A 19,250-nucleotide genomic window follows, 5' to 3' on the forward strand; every position below is an offset into this window, starting at 1 on the left:
CCAATAAGTAATTGAAAATATTATCTTCTTTTACCTTTTGACGGCCTAATATCATTTACAGGGCCAAAATGCTTAAATTCTAATACCTTCTTCTTTCCTTTTATTAATTTTATTTCAGCAGGAGCTAGCTTTAGATCAGAAGTCTTGACAACAGCTCCATCAAAAAAAGTTTTGGCCTGTTGAAATTCTCCCTTGTCAAAATCATGGCGCTCCTTGTTAGATTTCACAGGTACCCCAGGGATAACGTGATACAAATCTACTTCAACAGCATATGTTGGCTTTAATGAAGTAATAAAACCTTGAACACTTTTCTTAATACTTTTGATCATACACTTAATAATTTAAAAGCTTTGAAATAGCTTAAAAATATTGGCTTATGCAAGTTTGAAAGCTATTGCTTTAATTACATATGAAGTAATTTAAAAGGAGAAATTTTGTATTAAAACACTCATTTCTGTACGAAAATCATCATTCCAAAATAATGTTTGGATTGCTGCTATGTATGTTATATTCGAAAATTGCCGAATACGTCATTCAATTAATAGCTTAATTCTAGACCTTAGAAAGTTAAACCGCTGCAACATAAATGGGAATCTGTTAACTTTATCATAACGGTTTTATAACTCGTTTCAAAAAACTGTCTATTTATAGCATAGTACTAATTATATATTAAAATAAATTCATTTTTCATCTCGCACTGTTATTTGCCTTTGCTTTTTCACTAACCATTTTGTTGGTTGTGTGTAAAGAGGATGTCGAACCTTGATAATGATCTGGACGATCTTAGTTTAAATTTTGAAGCAAGCGAACCGTCAATTGAAATCCCATCAGGTTTGGCACAAAATACCAAACAATATGCTTTTAAAGATAAGGGTTTGGCTTTAGCGCTGCTTTTCCTCCTTTCAAAATCGTGCTGACTGAGCTAAAAAGTGATGAGACATATTCTTATGACCAAAAATTAGTTTACTTTCTCCAATCCCCTTAATTTTGAGCAAAATTTAGAATCATGTCCGATAGATATAACCAACGCGGAGTTTCTGCCTCCAAAGAAGATGTTCACAATGCGATCAAAAACCTTGACAAAGGACTTTTTCCGCAGGCCTTTTGCAAAATCGTGCCTGATCACCTAACGGGTGATGAGGAGTTTTGTACCATTATGCATGCGGATGGAGCCGGTACTAAATCTTCATTGGCTTATATGTATTGGAAAGAAACTGGCGATATTTCTGTTTGGAAAGGCATAGCGCAAGATGCTATCATCATGAATATTGATGACTTACTTTGTGTGGGCTGTACCGATAAAATTTTGCTTTCATCTACTATTGGTAGGAATAAAAACTTGATTCCGGGTGAAGTGATTTCTGCTATTATTAATGGTACGGAAGAAGTCTTGCAAATGCTGAGAGATAATGGCGTGAACATCATCAGTACGGGTGGTGAAACAGCTGATGTGGGTGATTTGGTAAGGACCATCATCGTAGATAGTACCGTTACTGCTCGAATGAAGAGATCAGAAGTGATTTCAAATGATAATATTAAAGCCGGACATGTGGTAGTAGGTTTGGCTTCTTATGGACAAGCTACTTATGAAAATGAGTACAATGGCGGAATGGGAAGCAACGGCTTAACTTCAGCACGTCATGATGTATTCAGCAAGGAATTGATGGCAAAATATCCAGAAAGCTTTGATCCTTCTGTTCCGGATAATTTAATCTATACCGGTTCTAAAAAATTAACCGATAAAGTAGCAGAAGTAGATTTGGATGCTGGTAAATTGGTTTTATCCCCTACCCGGACTTATGCTCCCGTTATCAAAAAAGTATTGGAAGAATTACCTGGAAAAGTAGCCGGAATGGTGCATTGCAGTGGCGGGGCCCAAACCAAAGTGCTTCATTTTGTGGAAGGATTGCATATTATAAAAGATAATTTATTTCCAACACCTCCTCTTTTCAGAATGATCCAAGAAGAGTCAGGAACAGACTGGAAAGAAATGTATAAAGTTTTCAATATGGGGCATCGAATGGAGCTTTATGTGGAAGAAAAGGATGCTCTATCTATCATCGACATCTCTAAATCATTTAATATAGATGCTCAGATCATCGGTAGAGTCGAAGCTTCAGAACAAAAGCAGGTTACGGTGAAAAGTGAGCATGGGGAGTTTGAATACAAAGATTAGTCATATCAGTTTTACCGAATGATCTGATTTAACTGATATGAAAAAGCTTAATTTCCTTTAGCTAATTCTTCGTCAATGTGTGAAATAAGCTTTTGAGCCCGCTCCACATTCACAGCATATTCTTCGATTAGTAATTTCAACAATCCTATTCGGTTATGCAAATAATTTTGATAATATAGATCTGACTGTAAATCCTTATAATTTTCAGGAATCATTTTGGGCAAATACCTGTATTCGGATTTACTGAATTTTTCACGATAAATAGTATTATAATCTTCAATGGAAGTGTCCCATTCTGAATCAGCAAGTCTTTTCAAGAACACATAATGATTTTCGTAAAGCTCAGTAAGCTGGCCTCTAAGGCTGTCATTTTCAAGAATTCGTACCCCTACATCAACAAGGTTATTGTATGCTGACTTAGTGGGTAAAAATTGTGGGGTTACAATTACCTTCCCAAAATGGAAATACATGCTATCACTTACCGGAATTTTTTCATCAAATGCCTTTAATATTACTTCAGCTGAATTGATAGCACGCTGATGAATTTCCTCGTTAGCACTCATATCTTCTATATCCTCCTTGAGATTCAATTGCATCTCTTCCAATATACTATCTCTTAATTCGGCTTGCTTTTGTTCTTCATTCAGATTATTAATTTTTACAGCGATTAGTATCCCTAAGACCACTAAAACAATCTCACCAATTGCATAGAAGATATAGTTTCTGATTTTATTGTTACCGATAATTTGTCTTCTGAATTTGTTAAAAAGCTTCATACAATCAGAGTTAACCCCAGATGTTTTTTGATTCCTGTCTCCAAACAATTTAATACTATCTCAAGAAATTGCAAAAACAACTGCTGGCGAATATTCAGCAAGGAGAATCTAATTACCATTAACGTAAAGTTTCAGGATTAACAATTTAAATCAACTTGCTGTCTGACCACTTTTTCTTTGTAAGTAATTCTATTGCTAAGTTCTCATATAATTTCTGTGGACTGGAGCTAAAAAAGAGTCGGCCAGAAAGTATATTTCTTTTCGGTAAGCTCTACTGGGAAATCTTCGCTATTGATGACGGTTGAGCTAATTTTATACACCTTTTGGTCTCTTGTCTTAATTTTAATATAGGAATAATTTGACCAAGGAGTGATGATTCTAAATTTGCCATCCTCATTACGTTTCTTTGAAAGTGCTAAATGTTCTGTACATTCTAATGAAGCAAGATCATATTGAAGCTTCTGCTCTTGATCTATAGTAATGAGCCCATTATCCTCATCTATATAAAGCTTAAGGTTTTTATTTCTCCAGTAGTGTGAGCTATGTATAATCAAGGTTGGGATACAGCCCAAAAGCACAAAAGCACCTAAATTGAACAAGGGACCCACTTTTACAGACATCTCTAAACTAAATCCTTTAACATAATAAGCTATTGGGATAGAAAAAAGCATTAAAAAAGGCAAAAGGAAGAGATTTCTTTTTAAGTACTTCAGAGATTGAAGCGTGCAGATTTTATTTCGAACGTGTAAATTTCCCAAAGTGAAGAAGAGTCTTAAGAATGAATGATTCTGGTGCAAATGTACGCTTCATCTTTTGAAATAGAATTATTAAAAAAGGAATTTTAGTACTTCTTATAAGCTCTACTTTTATTTTATTTTCTTTATTATTTCGAGTTTATCAAAATATAAAACGAATATGCTACCGACTGATGAGAGAAAATCAAAAGTCGCTAAATATGGTTACCTTACTTTAAAAAAAATGCTAACATGGCTAAGCAACATCACTATCAATTAAGCAGCACTACGGGAAAATGGACCCTCGCTGCTTGTATCATTGCAAGTTCAATGGCATTCATCGATACCTCTGCACTTAATGTAGTGTTGCCTTCTCTCCAAGAAGATTTGGAAGCTACAGGCACTGACTTATTCTGGGTACTAAACAGTTACTTAGTAATGCTTTCATCCTTGATTATTGTTGGTGGTAGCTTAGGCGACAAATTAGGTAGGGTAAAGATATTTCAATGGGGTATTATACTTTTTATAGCGGCCTCCATTTTATGTGGACTTGCCACCACAATTAACCAGCTGATTTGGTTTAGGATACTGCAAGGAACTGGTGGTGCTTTGATGATTCCCGGCAGTTTGGCTATTATATCGGCTACTTTTTCAGATCAAGAAAAAGGAAAGGCCATCGGCACTTGGTCAGCCGCAACTGTATTAGTCACTATGGGTGGCCCAATATTGGGTGGGGCACTTGCCGATATCGGTTTATGGCGACTAATATTTTTTATTAACGTTCCGCTAGGTATCATCACTGTGATAATGCTGTTTCTGAAGGTGCCAGAAAGCAAGGCGCCAGAAAACAAACATCGCATTGATTGGAAAGGAGCATTTTTTCTAGCTTTTAGCTTAGCAACCTTCACTTTTGGGTTTCTCAATATTCCTGAATTAGGTATTTCAAATATTCGGTCATACCTGCCACTATTAATAGGTATAGTTTCATTTGGCGCATTCCTTTATGTGGAAAAGAAAGTAGAGGCTCCGATGATGCCGCTTGAAATTTTCAAAAATTTGACTTTTTCGGGAGTAAATCTCCTAACCTTTTTTCTCTATGCGGGACTTAGTGCAGTGATGCTTTTTCTGTCCCTCAATATGATTCAGATACAAGGCTATACACAAATGCAAGCTGGCCTTACTTTTCTCCCCTTTACACTATTGATGGCTTTAATTGCAAGAAAAGTTGGTGCACTTTCTGACAAATGGGGCTCTCGTAATTTCTTGATTGTTGGCCCACTTGTGACTGCGATAGGTTTTGTAATGCTGGGTTTAGTGGGGAAAACCAGCGGTATCGAAGATTTCTGGACTAGTTTTTTCCCGGGTATTTTGCTTTTTGGGTTAGGAATGTCAATTACAGTAGTTCCACTGACTTCAACCGTAATGCTATCCATAGGAAATGATCAGGCTGGAATTGCGTCTGGAGTCAATAACAGTATAACCAGAATTTCTGGAACCGTAATTAATGCTATTTTAGGTGCTGGGGCTGTGTTCATTTTCACTGTCTTAGTAAGTAATCAAGTTGAAACGCTTCAACTTTCTAGTCCACTATCAAACAGCATTATTCAAGAGTCTATCAATTTTGGAGAAGCGCAGGTGCCGTCCAATGTTCCTTCCGAACATATTAGAGATGTTCAACAAATCTACACTACTAGTTTCATTTCCACCTATAGATGGGTATGCTATATTTCAGCCGCAATGGCTATTCTTGCAGCAGCATTTGCTGTTTTTATGTTAAAGAGCCGTTCTAAATAGAATTTCAATCACTTATAAATTCTAATTTTTTACAATATCTTTTGCTATAGAAAATTCAGTTATCACCAAGAAGATTAATACAATTGCTTCTGCAATAAAATAGAGTCTGCCAAGTAGTTCTAACTGTGAAAAGAAGATGAAAACCAGTATAGAGGTCAATATTGTGTAAAAAAGATTACCAAAAGCAATAACTCGTAGAAAAGTACTTTTGGGTGCCTTTAAAAATAGGTGACATCCTAATGAGTAAACAAAAAACACTACAGCAAGTAAAGACAAGGCCATTAATATTTCAGTAGGCATTCCAATGAATTCCTGAAATTTTACGAAAACTGCAAGAGTTGTAGCCGTCAATAATGCACCTATGGCATCAATAATAAATATTTTCCTAGGAGGAATAAGTTTCTTGCTGATCATTTCCGTCTAGTCTAAGTTTCATCAATTACTACAGATTTCCAGGCATTTAAAGCCAACATATTCATCCACAGTACCTGTGCTTATTCAGTTCAACCTCAACCTTTTGCATCATCCGAAAAGTTATTCCAAGCTTCCTTTTAGTCACTACAAGTCCGTCAAATTCTTACTAAAGATAATTTAATTGATGAATAAAATTGCAAAATTACACTTCATAAAAACTGAAACTGATAGCAGTATCTGAACCTTAAGAAAGAAAATCGCCAGGATCGATAATTTGCGAAAAAGAATAGTGAATCACTAAGATTTCCAACACACTACGACTGCTTTTTCATCCATTCAAAAATAGGCTCATACAGCTCCTCAATTTTCGGTTTACCTTTGCTTTTATATAGCCTAATTAACTCTTCGTTAAATTCTCTGAATCGTATGAATTTACGTGTATCGGTGATGAAGTCAGTTTGATACTTAATGATTTCCTCAACATTTTCCTCGCTGTAGGTATCTAACGCATATAAATTAAATATGCCCCAAGTCATATATTCATTAAAAGTCTTATACTTCGATTGATAAGACCCACCGTTTTGACCATTCCAATCTTTGTAATTGGTCATGTCCGATTCTAACTCTTCTAAAAATTGGTCAGTAACAGGATTGACATAATTATGATCGATTTCTGTGAAAACTACTCTTGAAGAACGGCTGGATACAATTTCAAATTCTTCTGAAGACAAGCTATCAATATTTTCCCTCGGAGCACTTACAAACATTAAAGTTTGATTCGTACGTTTGAATCTACTAGTACTATGGAATCCACCAGTTAATGGCGAAAAAATAATCCGATAGGACTGATACTTAGATGAAAACTTATTTTCTAACCAAGTTTTCATACCTTGAAAATCGCAAAACTCAAAATAGTTATTAATTAGCTTCTCGTAGTAGCTATTATGCTTTTCATAAAAATCTTTAAAATCTGATTGTCTTGCAAAATCCTCAATTAAATCTATATGATTCGATATTATAAATTTTTTATCAGGATCTCGATTCGAAAGCGGAATAACAAACTTCTTTAAATTCACAATATAATTACTGTCTAAAGTATAGTTTAAAGAATTTAAACGTATAGCGTGTTGACTTCTTGCTATTCCATATTTTGTAAAGTAATCATTGATGGTGAGCACTAACTGATGATTTTCAAAATTTTTGAAATACTTGTAAACATCACCGTAGTAGTCACTATTTTTTCTAAGTAAATTAGAATCATCCTGAAACGATCCCGTTAAACTACAAGCTATCTGCAAAAGCTCATAAACTTCAGGAACCTCCACCACAATTTTACCTCTATATTTCTCACTTATTTCTATTGGAGGGTAAAATAAGTTGAAAGCCTTATCTTTAACATATTTTGGATTCACCAAATAAGCTATACCCATTATAACTGCTATCAATAAAAGCCCTAGCAACAACCAGCCTGTATATGTTTGTACCTTTTTGTTCATTTTTGTTTTTGAAATCAATAAACCTAATAACTCAAAATAGTTAAAAACACCATACCAATTAGGGCCAGTATCGCATATAGAGGTAACATAAATTTTAGGTATTTTTCATATCCAATCTTGACCAATCCTAATGACGCCAAAACCAATCCAGTTGGGCTAATGCTGTTAAACAAGCCATTTCCCAATTGATAGGCATTTACTATTACTTCACGACCTATATTCACATTGTCAGCAAGTGGGGATAGGATTGGCATAGTTAATACTGCCATTCCTGAACTGGATGGGATGAAAAAAGTCAAGCCTTGATAAATAAAGAAGAGCACATTTACGAAAACGCCTTTATTCATCCCAGTTGTAAATTCACTTGCATAAAATAAAATGCTATCACTTATTAATCCATCATTCATCAGGATTGTAATGCCTCTCGCAAGTCCTATAATGAAAGCCACGCCAAGCAAGTCGCCAGCACCTTGTATGAAAGAATTGATAAATGCACTTTCTTTCATTTTGGCTATAAATCCGATTACAATTGACCCTGCAAAAAAGACCGTGGTCATTTCCACAAACCACCAATCCCATTGCGAAACTCCCATTATCATAATGATGAAACAAGCAGTGAAAACCAGCAGAATTGCACGCAATCTTAATGTTAAAGGAATTTCATTGTCTTTGCTGGCTTCATTAATGTAACTTAAAGATTTGGTAGCCTCAGCATCCACCAATGATTTTGCTGGATTCCTCTTTACCTTTCTAGCATAAAGTAGGATATAAATAATAGTGACCGACATACAAATCACATAAATGGCCATTCGCCCATCTAAACCACTCGTCCAGCTAATGCCTGCTGCATCGGATGCGATGATCGTGGCAAAGGGATTTACTGTGCTGCACATTACGCCAATAGCAGAGCCTAAGAAAATACTGGCGAGTCCAACCATAGAATCATACCCTGCTGCTATGAAAATTGGAATCAATATGGGATAAAAGGCCAAAGTTTCTTCTGCTAATCCAAATGTGCTTCCTCCCAATGAAATCAATAAAGTTGTGAAAATGATTAATAAAAACTCCCTTCCCTTTAATGCTTTCGACAACCAACTCATTCCTGCATTAAATGCTCCTGTTGTATTCATGATGCCGATCATCCCACCAATAATCAAAACCAGGAATATGATATCTGCTGCTTCAATAATTCCTTTTATAGGAGCAGATAGAAAGTCGATCGCTCCTTGCGGCTCGGAGGGAAGTTGCTGATAAGTGTTGGGAATACTGATAGGTTTATAAATTGCCCCACTTGTGAATTTCTCTAAAGGAATCTTAATGTTTATGTCTTCTAAACTCGATTGGCTGGCGGGCAAAATATAACTTGAATCTTGACTATTTATGCTAAATTGATCTGAAGCTGTATCATAACTCAATGAATCATAACTGCCAGCTGGAATTAGCCAGGTTAATATAGTGACTAATGCTGCAATGATTAAAAGAATACTTTGTGCCGCAGGGAATTTCATCTGTATCTTATTGTTTATTTTAGCCACATGGAATCTTTGATTAAAAATTCTTCTTCGATTTGTGTAAAATTGGAAGCTGAATTTTTAATGTCGATTTCATTAAGCTTTGCGATTAGTGAAAAACAAATATAAGAGTATTCACAATAATTCAACCTTTGTATCTATTATTCATTTGTTCCAGCTACTCTCCCCGTAAAATCTTCTCCATCTTCTTTCCTTTTGCTAATTCATCTACTAATTTATCAAGGTAGCGCACTTGCTGTGTTATCCTATTTTCAATTTCCTCCACTCTGTAGCCGCATATTACTCCTGTAATCAACCTAGCATTAGGATTTAAATCAGCTCTTTGGAAAAACTCTTCAAAAGTCACTTTCTCTTCCATGAGTTTTTGCTGCAAGCTTTCATCAAAGCCCGTTAACCACTCAATGACTTGATGTAATTCTGCTGTTGTTCTGCCTTTTTTCTCCACCTTGGAGACATAATGTGGATAAACCGAAACGAAGGTCATTTGAGCTATTCTTTCATCGTGTTTGTGTGTGGTTTTCATCAGAGGCTATTATATAAAATTATCAATTGTTATTATTTCAAGTTAATAAATTTAGCTATAATTTACTTGATGTCTCCTTTAAAATGGCACCAATTACACGCTGACTTTATCGACAAATTTCTCAAAAGAATTATCATTATTTTTCAATACTGGTCCATGGCCAAAGCAAATAATCCGAGGATTTAACTTCGATAACTCCTTTAAAGAATTGATGTTTTCTTCTTTGTCTGAAGTGAATATGGCTGGTGGAAGATACAATCCTGAAATAGTAGTCAATAAGTTCATATTTGTTGCTACATCTCCTAATATCAACACCCCATCCCTTTCTCTAAAAAAAGAAATGTGTCCAGAGGAATGGCCTGGTGTTTCAATTACTTTAAAGCCTTCAACGGAGTCCCCATTTTTCAATGTTTTAGTTACTATATGACCGGATCCTGCCCAATATCTTTGTTGAAATCGAGCAATAATACTTTTATTCGATGGATATTCACTGGTAACTAAACCGGTTTCTGTTCTGACAACTTCCTTTTCATGACACAATAATGGCACCCAATGCTTTTTGCAAATCAGATCACTACACCCTTGATGATCTGGGTGGGCATGCGTTAAGGCATGACTATGAATGGAGACTTCTTTTATGCTTTTTTGAATTTTATTATATGAAGTTCGGATACCTGAGTCAACTAAAACGCCCTCAATTATGTAACAATTTATACTGTTTCTTGGCATTAATGGAATGTGAAAAACATCCTTTGCGATTTTCTGCATTTTTTTCTCTTTTTATGCAAATCTACCGCAGCATTTAGGATACAAAAAGGACATTTGTCCTATGATGTTGTATAGATAGTATCTTTCCTGACTCTGCTTAACGTTCTATGCGTGACACCTAAATAAGAAGCAATATAGCCAATTTGTACTCTTTTGATGATTTCAGGTGAGTGCGTTAAGGTATGAAGATATTTTTCTTTGGCTGATTTATTATTGAGGGTTCTAAGATGTTGCTCTTTTTCAAGGTATTCTTGTTCCATAACCCATGCTAAAATGGATTGCCAAGCGGGATTTTTTTTCAATAACTGATGAAACTGCTTGTAATTGATTACTTGTAATTCACAATCCTCTATAGCTTGAATACTTATTTTTGAAGGCTTTTTCTGGCTAAAGCTTTCATAAGAAGTGATAAACTGATCCTCAAATTTAAAGCAAGTCGTATTTTCCTCGCCATCGGGTTGAATAGCAAAATTTCGTACTGCTCCTTTTATAACAAAGCCGATTTGATTGCATATTGATTGCTCTGCAACAAAAAAATCCCCCTTTTTGAGTCTATCCAGTTCAAATAGTGAAATGGAATAGTCTAGCTCTTCCTGACTCAAAACATTGAATTTTGATAGATATTTATGTAATACTTGGCTCATTTTTTCCCATCAAATTTGATTTATTAATGCTATCATAAAATGCTAATATCACCATTTCCTACAAGGGATTCAAGACTGATTCCCAGGTTTCATATGAGCGCCTTCCTCTTCCATCTTCATCTAACAATCCAGTATCTCTCCATATCCGCCCAAGATCTTTAACTTCCTCGGGAAATGTTTCCCAAAGCGCATCAAAATCTCTGTGAGCCCACCAAATGATATATTCGTAATCGTGGATTTGCGCCTGCGTAAATAATGTCTTCAGATAATCATTTTGTTCGGATTCATTGCCTGCAATAAACAGATTCAATGATTCAACTGATAAATCTTCTGCCAAATGGCTTGTTTCTGCTATTGCAATGGGCTTTTTGATTTTTTCGTGCAAAAAGTCAAATGCTCTCTTAAAGTCTTGCTCTGACTTTAAGCCTTTAAAAAACGGATAAAAACTAATCGTTACTAAATCCATAGTGTTAGCATAATTAGCTATTTCTTCAATAAAACCATCCGGATTAGGAACATCTGGCTGGTAAAAATTGTGCAAAGTAATTGACTCTGAAATTTGCAGGGTGGGAAACTCCTCTTGAATTCTCGGTCTAATTTTAGCCATTAGTATTTTATAGGCCTCCCATTTTTCAGGGGCATTTTTCAATAATTCGTTCACCTCTATAGCTAACAACAGATAATCAGGATTTAATTGCTCAGCTATATATTGTAAGTGCTGAAAATAAGCATCTTCAATTTCCTTATCATTTAAGGCCGTATAATTCGGTATGCTCCCGTCATAATCAAATGCCAAGTCACTTCTCGAACTGTTCAACAAACTTACCGATACGGTGAGTTTGGTATTAGTTAATTTCTTGGAAGCTCTAGACGCTATATCATTTGTAAACTCAGCAGGTAAGGACAAATCATTGATCCATGCATTCCAAGGGATATTGGAATCAATATGTTCTGAATAGATATCACCATTTTCTCCAATGAAGTCATAAGTGTTTTCAACAGATGCTATAGTAGAGGCGTAGGGCCAAGTGCTAAAACCCATTTCAAAATTCCTGGAGTCGAACTCACAGAAAAACTCCTCATTCTCACATTCTGCTACGGGATTATCCTTTTCAGTTTTGCATGAGAAGAAAAGCACCATGACGATGACTATCAAAAATAGATTTACTTCAAATTTCTTCATCCTTCTAAATCTTAAACTAAATGTATCTACACATCTATATTTCATCATTAAGTTAGTTAAAATTTCACAAAATGATTTTCAGAGCTCAGATAGGCAAAACCGCAAATGATCCATCTTTATTGCTCTTCACATGTAGAATGCCATCCATAGCTCTAGAAATTGTGACCTACTGTGCTAGTTTTTCGGTATTAGAAAGTGAGGGAGTAGAGGAGCTAAAAGTTCATAAGAGTACTTTGACTACAGTAATAATTTTAAAAATAATCAACTAAAGCCAGCACTTTCTATTTCAAAGCTCCTTTCACCAGCTTATATAATTCGTAGAGCAATAAGGCAATAACACCCACTAATAACCCTACAATCAGTTCCGCCAACATGGAAGGCAATGCATGAAGAAGTTCATGTAAATACGCTATGTTATGAAGGAAAAGCCCTCCACCAACCAACAGCATGGCAATGGTACCCAAAACTGTTAAGCCTCTTATTATTTTGGGTAAGCTTTTGACCAGAGCTCGACCCATTTTAGCCATGAAGTCTGTTTTATCATCGCTTCGGGCAATTAGGCCAAGACCTAAGTCATCCATTCGTACCAGCAGGCCAACCAATCCATAAACCCCAACAGTAGCTAAGATCGCCACAATAGTCACCACAATAATCTGCATCAAAAGCTCCTCATCCTTCACATTTCCTAAAGCAATCATGACAATTTCAGTGGAAAGGATAAAATCTACCAAAATAGCAGATTTGATCTTTTTCTTTTCAAAAGCTAAGATTTCTTCCTTGCTCATTTTAGCTTCCAAATTTTGATGCTTTTTCTCTTTTTTATGAAAAAAATAAGCATAAATCTTTTCTACACCCTCAAAGGATAAGTAAGCACCACCAATTAAAAGTATGGGCGTAATGACTACAGGTAAATATGCGCTTAACAGAAAAGCGATGGGCAGTATAATCAATTTGTTAAGAAATGAGCCTTTTGTTATTTCCCATAATACTGGCAATTCTCTAGCCGCCACAAATCCAGAAGCCTTTTCTGCATTAACAGCCAGATCATCAGCCAGTAGTCCCGCAGTTTGTTGGGTAGTGCTTTTACTCATTGCTGCCACATCATCCATAAGTGTGGCGATATCATCAAAAAGGGCAAAAAATCCTGAAGCCATAAGCGGTATACTATTTAAAAGGCAAAACTAAGGTATTTTTACAAATTAGCGATTTTTAAGGCTTAAGACTTAGTATGGTCTAAAAGCTGAAAAATACTTGATAAATGCCTGATAAACTTAGAAGGAATTACCTAAATTTAATTTTAAACATAGACCTTTTGGAGTATTACATCAAAATGACAGGCCACTCCTCTTTTATCGATCCAGCACACTTAAGAAATAAAATGATCAATAAGTGGTGGTCATATTATTATCTACGCAAATAATAAAATCAGCAATATTTTTATTCTCGTTCAGCAACTTATTCACGTTTTCTTGGGAAACCGTGGTGATGGTACCATATTTTAAGTTAGGTTCTTTTCTTTTTAAATACCATAAAATCCCTTCATAATTGTCTGAGTGGTACGCTCCATTATAATGTATAAATAAATGTTCTTTCTGATAATTCTTTAAAATAAAATGTGCCATTGTTGCATCCTTTGTGGCTTGTGCTTTTACTAATTCTGGAGTACCATGATCGCCCATCATTTCCAGTATATTTTTATATGTTTTAAGCTCACTGTCAAAGGGTATAGGTAAAGGAGCTATCCATTCCTTCTCCTGATTTGAGAGGGAGTCAAGCACCTCAAAGCCTCCTTTATAGACCTTGTTAGCATATCTTCTTGGAATATTCGTTGCTATAAATGGCAATTGATTATCTTTTGCATAATCAACTAGTGGAGCATAATCCGTTTTATAATTAGGCCATAGTCGGGCAAGCGAATCTAGTGCTTGGTAATTAATTGAGTCTTTAAGATATTGATTCAGTAACACTTGATTGTCTGCTTCTAGCATCTCAGCACCAAGAATTAATTTCCGGCTTGCATTCAAATCATGAGTAAGTTCGTATTGCAACCAGTGAGCTATTGGGTTATTATGTAATTCACCGAATAGCACAATATCCTTATCCTCAAGTTCCTTAATCATCTTTTTGTAAGTGACTTTTTTGCCTTTGGAATTATATATTAAATATGCAGGTTTTTGGCTGTATAGGTTACCAGCGAACAAAAGTAAAACTAGAGCGACTACAATTCTTTTCATTTATTAGTGTTTTTATTGACGGTAACAGCTTAATCAAATCCCCCCTGATGACTAAAAGGAAATGGACAAAATCCAATTTTAAATTACAAGCCTGTATTTTACATTAAATTGAATGCGCTTGGCAGCATACAATACCCCTCCAATCAATTAGATAGGCTAATTTACTTCCGTAAATTCTAAACCAAAAACTCCTTTAAATCAGCAATTTTGATGTTTCCTTCATAATAAGCTTTTCCAAATATTACGGCAAAAACACCCATATCATTTAGCTTACGAATGTCATCCACATTACGTACTCCCCCACTGGCTAAAACGCATATATCAGGAAATTCATCCAAAATGCTTTGATATAAATCAAATGCTGGACCTGACAAAGAACCTTCTTTGCTGATGTCAGTAGTTTTTACATATTTTAAGCCTCTATCATAGAAATAACGGATATGCTCAATAATATCAATATCAGTGTTTTGCATCCATCCTTTATAGGCAATCTTACCATTCAGGGCATCAGCTCCCAAAGTGATTTTCTCCCTTCCATAAGACACAATCCAAGATGCAAAAAGCTCTTTTCTTTCTACCGCAATACTGGCTGCTGTAATATAGTCAGCACCGTATTCGTATGCTTTGCTAATATCACCATCCGTATTAATCCCTCCTGTGAAATCAAGCTCCAAATCGGTGTATCCATGAATGGCTTCCAAAATGTGATAATTCACTGGCGAACCTCTATGTGCGCCATCCAAATCTACTATATGAACGACTTTGATACCACTATCTTCCAGCTTTCTAGCCACATCTATTGGCGAATCATCATACACTTTAGCACCAGCAATATCTGCGCCCTCAACTCTAATAATTTTACCGTCTCTGATGGCGATGGATGGAATAATTTGAATCATAGTTAAAATGGTTTTAAGAGTATGATATTATAAAAAGTTGGCGATTCTACAAGCCTTAGCCCTGTTAATATTTAGTTAAGCTTTAAAGGGCTTTGAAATTACAGCTTAAAATGGAATTTACAAAAGAAATGAGAAGAGAAAAATTCATCTGTATGAATTTAAAATCATGGATTAAGTGTATTAAAAGCAAATTTTACAAGATTTTCTACTTAATTTTGAGCACTTTATGACGCACTACGAAAAACAAATCCACCATAGAATAAGTCGCTTCGTTCCTGAAAATTCTGTTGGTTTAGCTTTTGGTTTGTGGAAGAAGAAACCTTTTCGCTTTGTAATTGCCAAAGCCAGAAATAGCAAACTTGGAGATTTCAGAAAAAAACCTAGCGAAGATTGGGCAGTAATTACGGTAAATGAAAATCTAAATCCTTATTCTTTTCTGATCACCTTTGTGCACGAAGTAGCGCATCATTGGGTTTATGAAAAACATAATGGCAGAGTCTCCCCTCACGGTAAAGAATGGAAAGATGCCTTTAAAGCATTAATGTTACCATTTCAAACACCGGATATTTTCCCAGAAGGAATTTTACGAGCATTAAATCTTTATATGATAAATCCGAAAGCTGCTTCTCTGTCGGATATAAGGTTAGCAAAAGCTTTAAAAGCTTATGACCCAATAAATCCTGATGAGGTTAGTTTATTGGAATTAGCACATGGACAAAAATTCATGCTTGAAAACAGGCTATTCGAAAAGCAAGAAACCCGCAGAACGAGAGTTAGATGTAAAGAAGTAAAATCAGGAAAGTATTATCTAGTTCATAAAATGGCGATGATTATCCCTGAGTAGGGTTCAATTCCGTATAGTTAGGAGCCTCCCTTACTGCGTGTAATTTTCAACCAAAACAAATATAAAGGTAGCCAAAGGCTACTATTACTTCAACCACGGAGATACACAAAGTTTTTCACTAAGTTTCACAAAGAACATAATTTATTAATGACAGCCTTAAGCTGTTACTTTGTGGTCCCTGTGAAATTCATAGAGATACTCGAATGTTCACAATTGTTAAAAATAATAAGGGTTGATTATAATTAGAAATCCAATCTTTTCATCACATGCTCTTCCACCCTTTCACAGAAAACTTGCGGCTTCAAGGTTCGCCAATTTAAATGCTCAAACTGTCCTCCGCAATTGATATAATTATCTACATTGAACTGAGCCCATTCTTCTAAAACAAAATCTCGGAAATTCACACCCACTATCCATCCGTCTTCTACTTCATCGAACCATTCGGCATAATATTCATCATCAGAACCGTGGAAATTCAATATATTTTCGCCTATCAAAACAAATTTATTGATGCCCTGCAATATCATATGCTCAATAATATTCCTTTTCAAATGCATGATGTCATTATGCAAAGTATCATTCCATTCACCGATCAGTTCAATTACTGCAATTCCATCATCATAATTGGCATAAAGAATTTTGATATAAAGCGTTTCCGAACCAATTGCATCCCAAGCCGGATCTATATAATAGCCATAAATAGTATCAGTGTATAGCTCATAATTATATTCTTTTCCGTGGAAAGGAGACAGTTCATCGGATGATGAATCATAATATTTTAGCCAGTTGTAGTAGGGCTCGATGTGGTGCATTTTGCAGTACTAATTTATAGGTTTTAAGTAATGAGTTTAAGAATGGTTTTTGGGACAAAAAAGTTTTAGAAAATCGTGATTTGTTTTTTATTTGGAAGCAAAATTAGAGAGGTTTTACAAGTTTTGGTAAATTATAGATTTTAGTTTCTGGTCGGTGTGCCACCGACTTGGGTAGAATCCGTGGTTGTGTGGCACACCAATGTCGTTAAAGTTTTGGTGAAAACACCAAAACGGGGGACAGTGGTGAGTTGAAATATTCATTTAACGAACCCCTCTTGGAGGTGTTTTCACCTCCAATTTCAAAGCTTTGATTCTTTTCTTCTCTCAACAGCCTTCCTTACTGAGCCATGTTCTAGCAATAGTTTCTTGGCTTCTTCATATCCAATTTCAAGTTCATGCATAATCATTTTTGTGCCTCGATCCACTAACTTATCATTGCTCAGTTGCATATCCACCATTCTATTGCCTTTCACATGTCCCAGTTGGATCATGGCAGTTGTAGAAATCATATTTAATACCATTTTTTGTGCTGTACCCGCTTTCATTCTGGTGCTTCCCGTCACAAACTCAGGGCCAACGGGAACTTCAATCGGATAATCCGACACTTCCACCACTTCAGAATTTGGATTGCAGGTAATACAAGCCGTTTTAATTCCTTTTTCCTGCGCCATTTTCAAACCGCCAATTACATAAGGTGTTCTTCCAGATGCGGCAATTCCAATTAAAAAATCTTTCCTAGAGATATTATATTCTTGCAAATCTTTCCATGCCTGAGATCTGTCGTCTTCTGCAAATTCAACAGCTTTTCGTATGGCACTATCTCCTCCTGCTATGAGACCAATAACCTTGTCATAACCAACTCCAAAAGTAGGCGGACATTCAGATGCATCTAAAATCCCCAGCCTCCCACTAGTGCCTGCTCCTATATAAAAAAGTCTGCCGCCCAATTGCATCTTTTCTACTATTTGCTCCAAAGCTTTCTCGGTTTGAGGCAGTGCTTTTTGAACGGAGTCAGCTACGGTCTGATCTTCTTGATTGATTCCTTTAAGCAATTCGCTAATAGAAAGATTTTCTAAGTTATTGAAATTCGATTCTGACTCTGTTATACTCATGAATGTTTATTTTTATGATAAAGTGTCAAACCTGCTATGGGGCTTTCCATAAAATTTCCTGCTGTTAAATTATTTTTTGTCAACACCATTCGCATGATGGTATTGGCATTAAAGGCCACTCCTCCTACAAAATGAATAGGCAAGTTCTGGTGACTGCTAAATTTCAAAACGGATTTTTCCAGAAATAATTGAAATGCTTTTGAAATGAGCTCAAAAAAGAACCTCTCCTTCTGATGCAATAATGCAAATTGAAAAAATTGAGCAAAAAACCGGTTTGGATATGGCTTCTGATAAATATGTTCTAAAGCAGTTTCCAAATTGATCTCAGGAAAATCATTGCTAAACTTTTCCGCAAGTTTGCTCGGAATTTCATTTTCCAAAAATGATTTTACAGTTAATTTGCCAATATAAGCCCCGCTCCCCTCATCGCCTAAAGCGTATCCTAAAGAAATCATTCTTTCTGAAATATTCTTCCCATCATAATGGCATGCGTTTGCTCCAGTTCCTAAAATACATACAATTCCTTCTTCACTACCACAGCTTGCCCTTGCTGCAGCTAGCATGTCGTCATCTACAAAGATTTGATCGCAATTGAAAAACTCATTAAAAACAGATTTTATTTTTTCTCTATTTTTATGTTGACCGCATCCCGCTCCATAAAAACTAATTTCTTTTATCTCTCGAAAAGCGATATTTTTAAAATCAGCCTCTAAGCTCTCAAAAAGCTCATTTTCTGAAATCAAGTATGGGTTTATCCCACTTGTTTTCAGCTGCTCAATGGTATCATCTTCCTTAATAAGGCGCCAATCTGTTTTACTCGAACCACTATCTGCTATAAGCTGCATTAATCTTTATAATTATTTTACCGTGTAAATTTAACATGAACTGAAATTTATATAACTTAGGAATCAATTAATAGGTAAAGTTGTGAAAAAAAGTAAACTGTTAGGACTTTTGGGACTAGATAAAATAATAGAATCATTACAAAAATTGCTTGAAGTACGCATAGCAATGATTAGAGAGGAGATTGAAGAAAAAATAGCTGAAAAATTAGCTAAGCTTCTGCCACTACTTTTAGTATTTGCCTCCTTAACTCTTCTCATTTTGTTTGGCAGTTTGACCTTGGCATTTTATCTAACAGAAATTATGGCAAGTTATGTTTATGGATTTGGCATTGTCGCCTTAATTTACCTATTATTGACGGTTTCTTTTTTTATACTAAAGGACAGTAAGTTTCTTAAGAAAGTATTTAGTGATTCTATAAGCAAACCAACCAAAGAAGAGTAATTTTAATTTTTAAATTCGAAAA

At 35.5% G+C, this 19,250-nt stretch carries 20 protein-coding genes; 4 read left to right on the top strand and 16 right to left on the bottom strand.

The annotated features are described in order from the left end of the window. Nucleotides 1-20: 20 nt before the first annotated feature. A complete protein-coding gene (locus FTRAC_RS10120; protein WP_013454148.1) occupies nt 21-329 on the bottom strand; it encodes a hypothetical protein in 309 nt (102 codons plus the stop codon). Nucleotides 330-1,006: 677 nt separating this feature from the next. Here FTRAC_RS10120 and FTRAC_RS10125 point away from each other — a divergent pair. Then, nucleotides 1,007-2,176, top strand: a complete 1,170-nt coding sequence (locus FTRAC_RS10125) for an AIR synthase related protein (RefSeq protein WP_013454149.1) — start codon at nt 1,007-1,009, stop codon at nt 2,174-2,176. Between the two features lie 47 nt (nt 2,177-2,223). Here the strand turns inward: FTRAC_RS10125 and FTRAC_RS10130 are convergent, their stop codons facing one another. Both FTRAC_RS10130 and FTRAC_RS10135 read right to left on the bottom strand, forming a co-directional pair. Continuing rightward, complete coding sequence (locus FTRAC_RS10130) at nt 2,224-2,952, bottom strand: DUF6090 family protein (RefSeq protein WP_013454150.1); 729 nt, start codon at nt 2,950-2,952, stop codon at nt 2,224-2,226. A gap of 227 nt (nt 2,953-3,179) precedes the next feature. Next, nucleotides 3,180-3,623 carry a hypothetical protein gene (locus tag FTRAC_RS10135; RefSeq protein WP_013454151.1) on the bottom strand — a complete coding sequence of 148 codons (444 nt, stop codon included), beginning with the start codon at nt 3,621-3,623 and terminating at the stop codon, nt 3,180-3,182. Nucleotides 3,624-3,938: 315 nt separating this feature from the next. Between FTRAC_RS10135 and FTRAC_RS10140 the strand changes: the two genes are divergently transcribed. Then, nucleotides 3,939-5,480 carry an MFS transporter gene (locus FTRAC_RS10140; protein ID WP_013454153.1) on the top strand — a complete coding sequence of 514 codons (1,542 nt, stop codon included), beginning with the start codon at nt 3,939-3,941 and terminating at the stop codon, nt 5,478-5,480. Nucleotides 5,481-5,501: 21 nt separating this feature from the next. On the opposite strand, the gene FTRAC_RS10145 is transcribed toward FTRAC_RS10140, so the two are convergent. The 10 genes from FTRAC_RS10145 to FTRAC_RS10195 all read right to left on the bottom strand — a co-directional run bounded on the left by FTRAC_RS10145 (nt 5,502) and on the right by FTRAC_RS10195 (nt 15,173). Continuing rightward, nucleotides 5,502-5,894 (bottom strand): hypothetical protein, encoded by a 393-nt coding sequence (locus tag FTRAC_RS10145; RefSeq protein WP_013454154.1) that lies wholly within the window; start codon nt 5,892-5,894, stop codon nt 5,502-5,504. Between the two features lie 314 nt (nt 5,895-6,208). Continuing rightward, nucleotides 6,209-7,390, bottom strand: a complete 1,182-nt coding sequence (locus FTRAC_RS10150) for a DUF4932 domain-containing protein (protein WP_013454155.1) — start codon at nt 7,388-7,390, stop codon at nt 6,209-6,211. Nucleotides 7,391-7,413: 23 nt separating this feature from the next. Continuing rightward, entirely contained in the window at nt 7,414-8,898 is a 1,485-nt protein-coding gene (locus FTRAC_RS10155) for a YfcC family protein (RefSeq protein ID WP_013454156.1), read from the bottom strand. A 181-nt stretch (nt 8,899-9,079) separates the two neighbouring features. Further along, complete coding sequence (locus FTRAC_RS10160) at nt 9,080-9,445, bottom strand: DUF2200 domain-containing protein (protein ID WP_013454157.1); 366 nt, start codon at nt 9,443-9,445, stop codon at nt 9,080-9,082. A gap of 93 nt (nt 9,446-9,538) precedes the next feature. After that, nucleotides 9,539-10,213, bottom strand: a complete 675-nt coding sequence (locus FTRAC_RS10165) for an MBL fold metallo-hydrolase (RefSeq protein ID WP_013454158.1) — start codon at nt 10,211-10,213, stop codon at nt 9,539-9,541. Between the two features lie 59 nt (nt 10,214-10,272). Continuing rightward, entirely contained in the window at nt 10,273-10,857 is a 585-nt protein-coding gene (locus FTRAC_RS10170) for a Crp/Fnr family transcriptional regulator (protein ID WP_013454159.1), read from the bottom strand. A gap of 58 nt (nt 10,858-10,915) precedes the next feature. Further along, nucleotides 10,916-12,040 (bottom strand): glycosyl hydrolase 53 family protein, encoded by a 1,125-nt coding sequence (locus FTRAC_RS10175; protein WP_221405898.1) that lies wholly within the window; start codon nt 12,038-12,040, stop codon nt 10,916-10,918. Between the two features lie 281 nt (nt 12,041-12,321). Then, complete coding sequence (locus FTRAC_RS10185; RefSeq protein WP_013454162.1) at nt 12,322-13,194, bottom strand: DUF808 domain-containing protein; 873 nt, start codon at nt 13,192-13,194, stop codon at nt 12,322-12,324. A gap of 228 nt (nt 13,195-13,422) precedes the next feature. Further along, entirely contained in the window at nt 13,423-14,274 is an 852-nt protein-coding gene (locus tag FTRAC_RS10190) for a ChaN family lipoprotein (RefSeq protein ID WP_013454163.1), read from the bottom strand. A gap of 176 nt (nt 14,275-14,450) precedes the next feature. Continuing rightward, on the bottom strand, nt 14,451-15,173 hold the full coding sequence (locus tag FTRAC_RS10195) for a 1-(5-phosphoribosyl)-5-[(5-phosphoribosylamino)methylideneamino]imidazole-4-carboxamide isomerase (RefSeq protein WP_013454164.1): 723 nt from the start codon (nt 15,171-15,173) through the stop codon (nt 14,451-14,453). 226 nt (nt 15,174-15,399) lie between these two features. Between FTRAC_RS10195 and FTRAC_RS10200 the strand changes: the two genes are divergently transcribed. Continuing rightward, complete coding sequence (locus tag FTRAC_RS10200) at nt 15,400-16,017, top strand: SprT-like domain-containing protein (RefSeq protein WP_013454165.1); 618 nt, start codon at nt 15,400-15,402, stop codon at nt 16,015-16,017. A 242-nt stretch (nt 16,018-16,259) separates the two neighbouring features. Here FTRAC_RS10200 and FTRAC_RS10205 read toward each other — a convergent pair whose 3' ends face one another. The 3 genes from FTRAC_RS10205 to FTRAC_RS10215 form a co-directional block, all read right to left on the bottom strand. Continuing rightward, entirely contained in the window at nt 16,260-16,829 is a 570-nt protein-coding gene (locus FTRAC_RS10205) for a hypothetical protein (RefSeq protein WP_013454166.1), read from the bottom strand. 299 nt (nt 16,830-17,128) lie between these two features. After that, nucleotides 17,129-17,941, bottom strand: coding sequence for an N-acetylmuramic acid 6-phosphate etherase (murQ, locus tag FTRAC_RS10210; protein ID WP_013454167.1), 813 nt, complete (start codon nt 17,939-17,941; stop codon nt 17,129-17,131). Further along, entirely contained in the window at nt 17,938-18,786 is an 849-nt protein-coding gene (locus FTRAC_RS10215; RefSeq protein WP_013454168.1) for an acetate and sugar kinases/Hsc70/actin family protein, read from the bottom strand. The genes murQ and FTRAC_RS10215 overlap by 4 nt, the downstream gene beginning before the upstream one ends. Before the next feature lie 82 nt (nt 18,787-18,868). On the opposite strand from FTRAC_RS10215, the gene FTRAC_RS10220 reads away from it, so the two are divergent. Continuing rightward, nucleotides 18,869-19,228 carry a phage holin family protein gene (locus FTRAC_RS10220; RefSeq protein WP_013454169.1) on the top strand — a complete coding sequence of 120 codons (360 nt, stop codon included), beginning with the start codon at nt 18,869-18,871 and terminating at the stop codon, nt 19,226-19,228. The last annotated feature ends 22 nt before the right edge of the window (nt 19,229-19,250 follow it).

The organism is Marivirga tractuosa DSM 4126 (genome assembly GCF_000183425.1).
Taxonomy (GTDB): domain Bacteria; phylum Bacteroidota; class Bacteroidia; order Cytophagales; family Cyclobacteriaceae; genus Marivirga; species Marivirga tractuosa.

Coding starts and splice junctions, on each gene's coding strand:
- FTRAC_RS10120 (WP_013454148.1), bottom strand. CDS start 329: ATGATCAAAAGTATTAAGAAAAGTGTTCAAGGTTTTATTACTTCATTA.
- FTRAC_RS10205 (WP_013454166.1), bottom strand. CDS start 16,829: ATGCACCACATCGAGCCCTACTACAACTGGCTAAAATATTATGATTCA.
- FTRAC_RS10150 (WP_013454155.1), bottom strand. CDS start 7,390: ATGAACAAAAAGGTACAAACATATACAGGCTGGTTGTTGCTAGGGCTT.
- FTRAC_RS10135 (WP_013454151.1), bottom strand. CDS start 3,623: ATGCTTTTTTCTATCCCAATAGCTTATTATGTTAAAGGATTTAGTTTA.
- FTRAC_RS10190 (WP_013454163.1), bottom strand. CDS start 14,274: ATGAAAAGAATTGTAGTCGCTCTAGTTTTACTTTTGTTCGCTGGTAAC.
- FTRAC_RS10170 (WP_013454159.1), bottom strand. CDS start 10,857: ATGAGCCAAGTATTACATAAATATCTATCAAAATTCAATGTTTTGAGT.
- FTRAC_RS10130 (WP_013454150.1), bottom strand. CDS start 2,952: ATGAAGCTTTTTAACAAATTCAGAAGACAAATTATCGGTAACAATAAA.
- FTRAC_RS10155 (WP_013454156.1), bottom strand. CDS start 8,898: ATGAAATTCCCTGCGGCACAAAGTATTCTTTTAATCATTGCAGCATTA.
- FTRAC_RS10145 (WP_013454154.1), bottom strand. CDS start 5,894: ATGATCAGCAAGAAACTTATTCCTCCTAGGAAAATATTTATTATTGAT.
- FTRAC_RS10195 (WP_013454164.1), bottom strand. CDS start 15,173: ATGATTCAAATTATTCCATCCATCGCCATCAGAGACGGTAAAATTATT.
- FTRAC_RS10140 (WP_013454153.1), top strand. CDS start 3,939: ATGGCTAAGCAACATCACTATCAATTAAGCAGCACTACGGGAAAATGG.
- murQ (WP_013454167.1), bottom strand. CDS start 17,941: ATGAGTATAACAGAGTCAGAATCGAATTTCAATAACTTAGAAAATCTT.
- FTRAC_RS10215 (WP_013454168.1), bottom strand. CDS start 18,786: ATGCAGCTTATAGCAGATAGTGGTTCGAGTAAAACAGATTGGCGCCTT.
- FTRAC_RS10160 (WP_013454157.1), bottom strand. CDS start 9,445: ATGAAAACCACACACAAACACGATGAAAGAATAGCTCAAATGACCTTC.
- FTRAC_RS10165 (WP_013454158.1), bottom strand. CDS start 10,213: ATGCAGAAAATCGCAAAGGATGTTTTTCACATTCCATTAATGCCAAGA.
- FTRAC_RS10175 (WP_221405898.1), bottom strand. CDS start 12,040: ATGAAGAAATTTGAAGTAAATCTATTTTTGATAGTCATCGTCATGGTG.
- FTRAC_RS10185 (WP_013454162.1), bottom strand. CDS start 13,194: ATGGCTTCAGGATTTTTTGCCCTTTTTGATGATATCGCCACACTTATG.
- FTRAC_RS10200 (WP_013454165.1), top strand. CDS start 15,400: ATGACGCACTACGAAAAACAAATCCACCATAGAATAAGTCGCTTCGTT.
- FTRAC_RS10125 (WP_013454149.1), top strand. CDS start 1,007: ATGTCCGATAGATATAACCAACGCGGAGTTTCTGCCTCCAAAGAAGAT.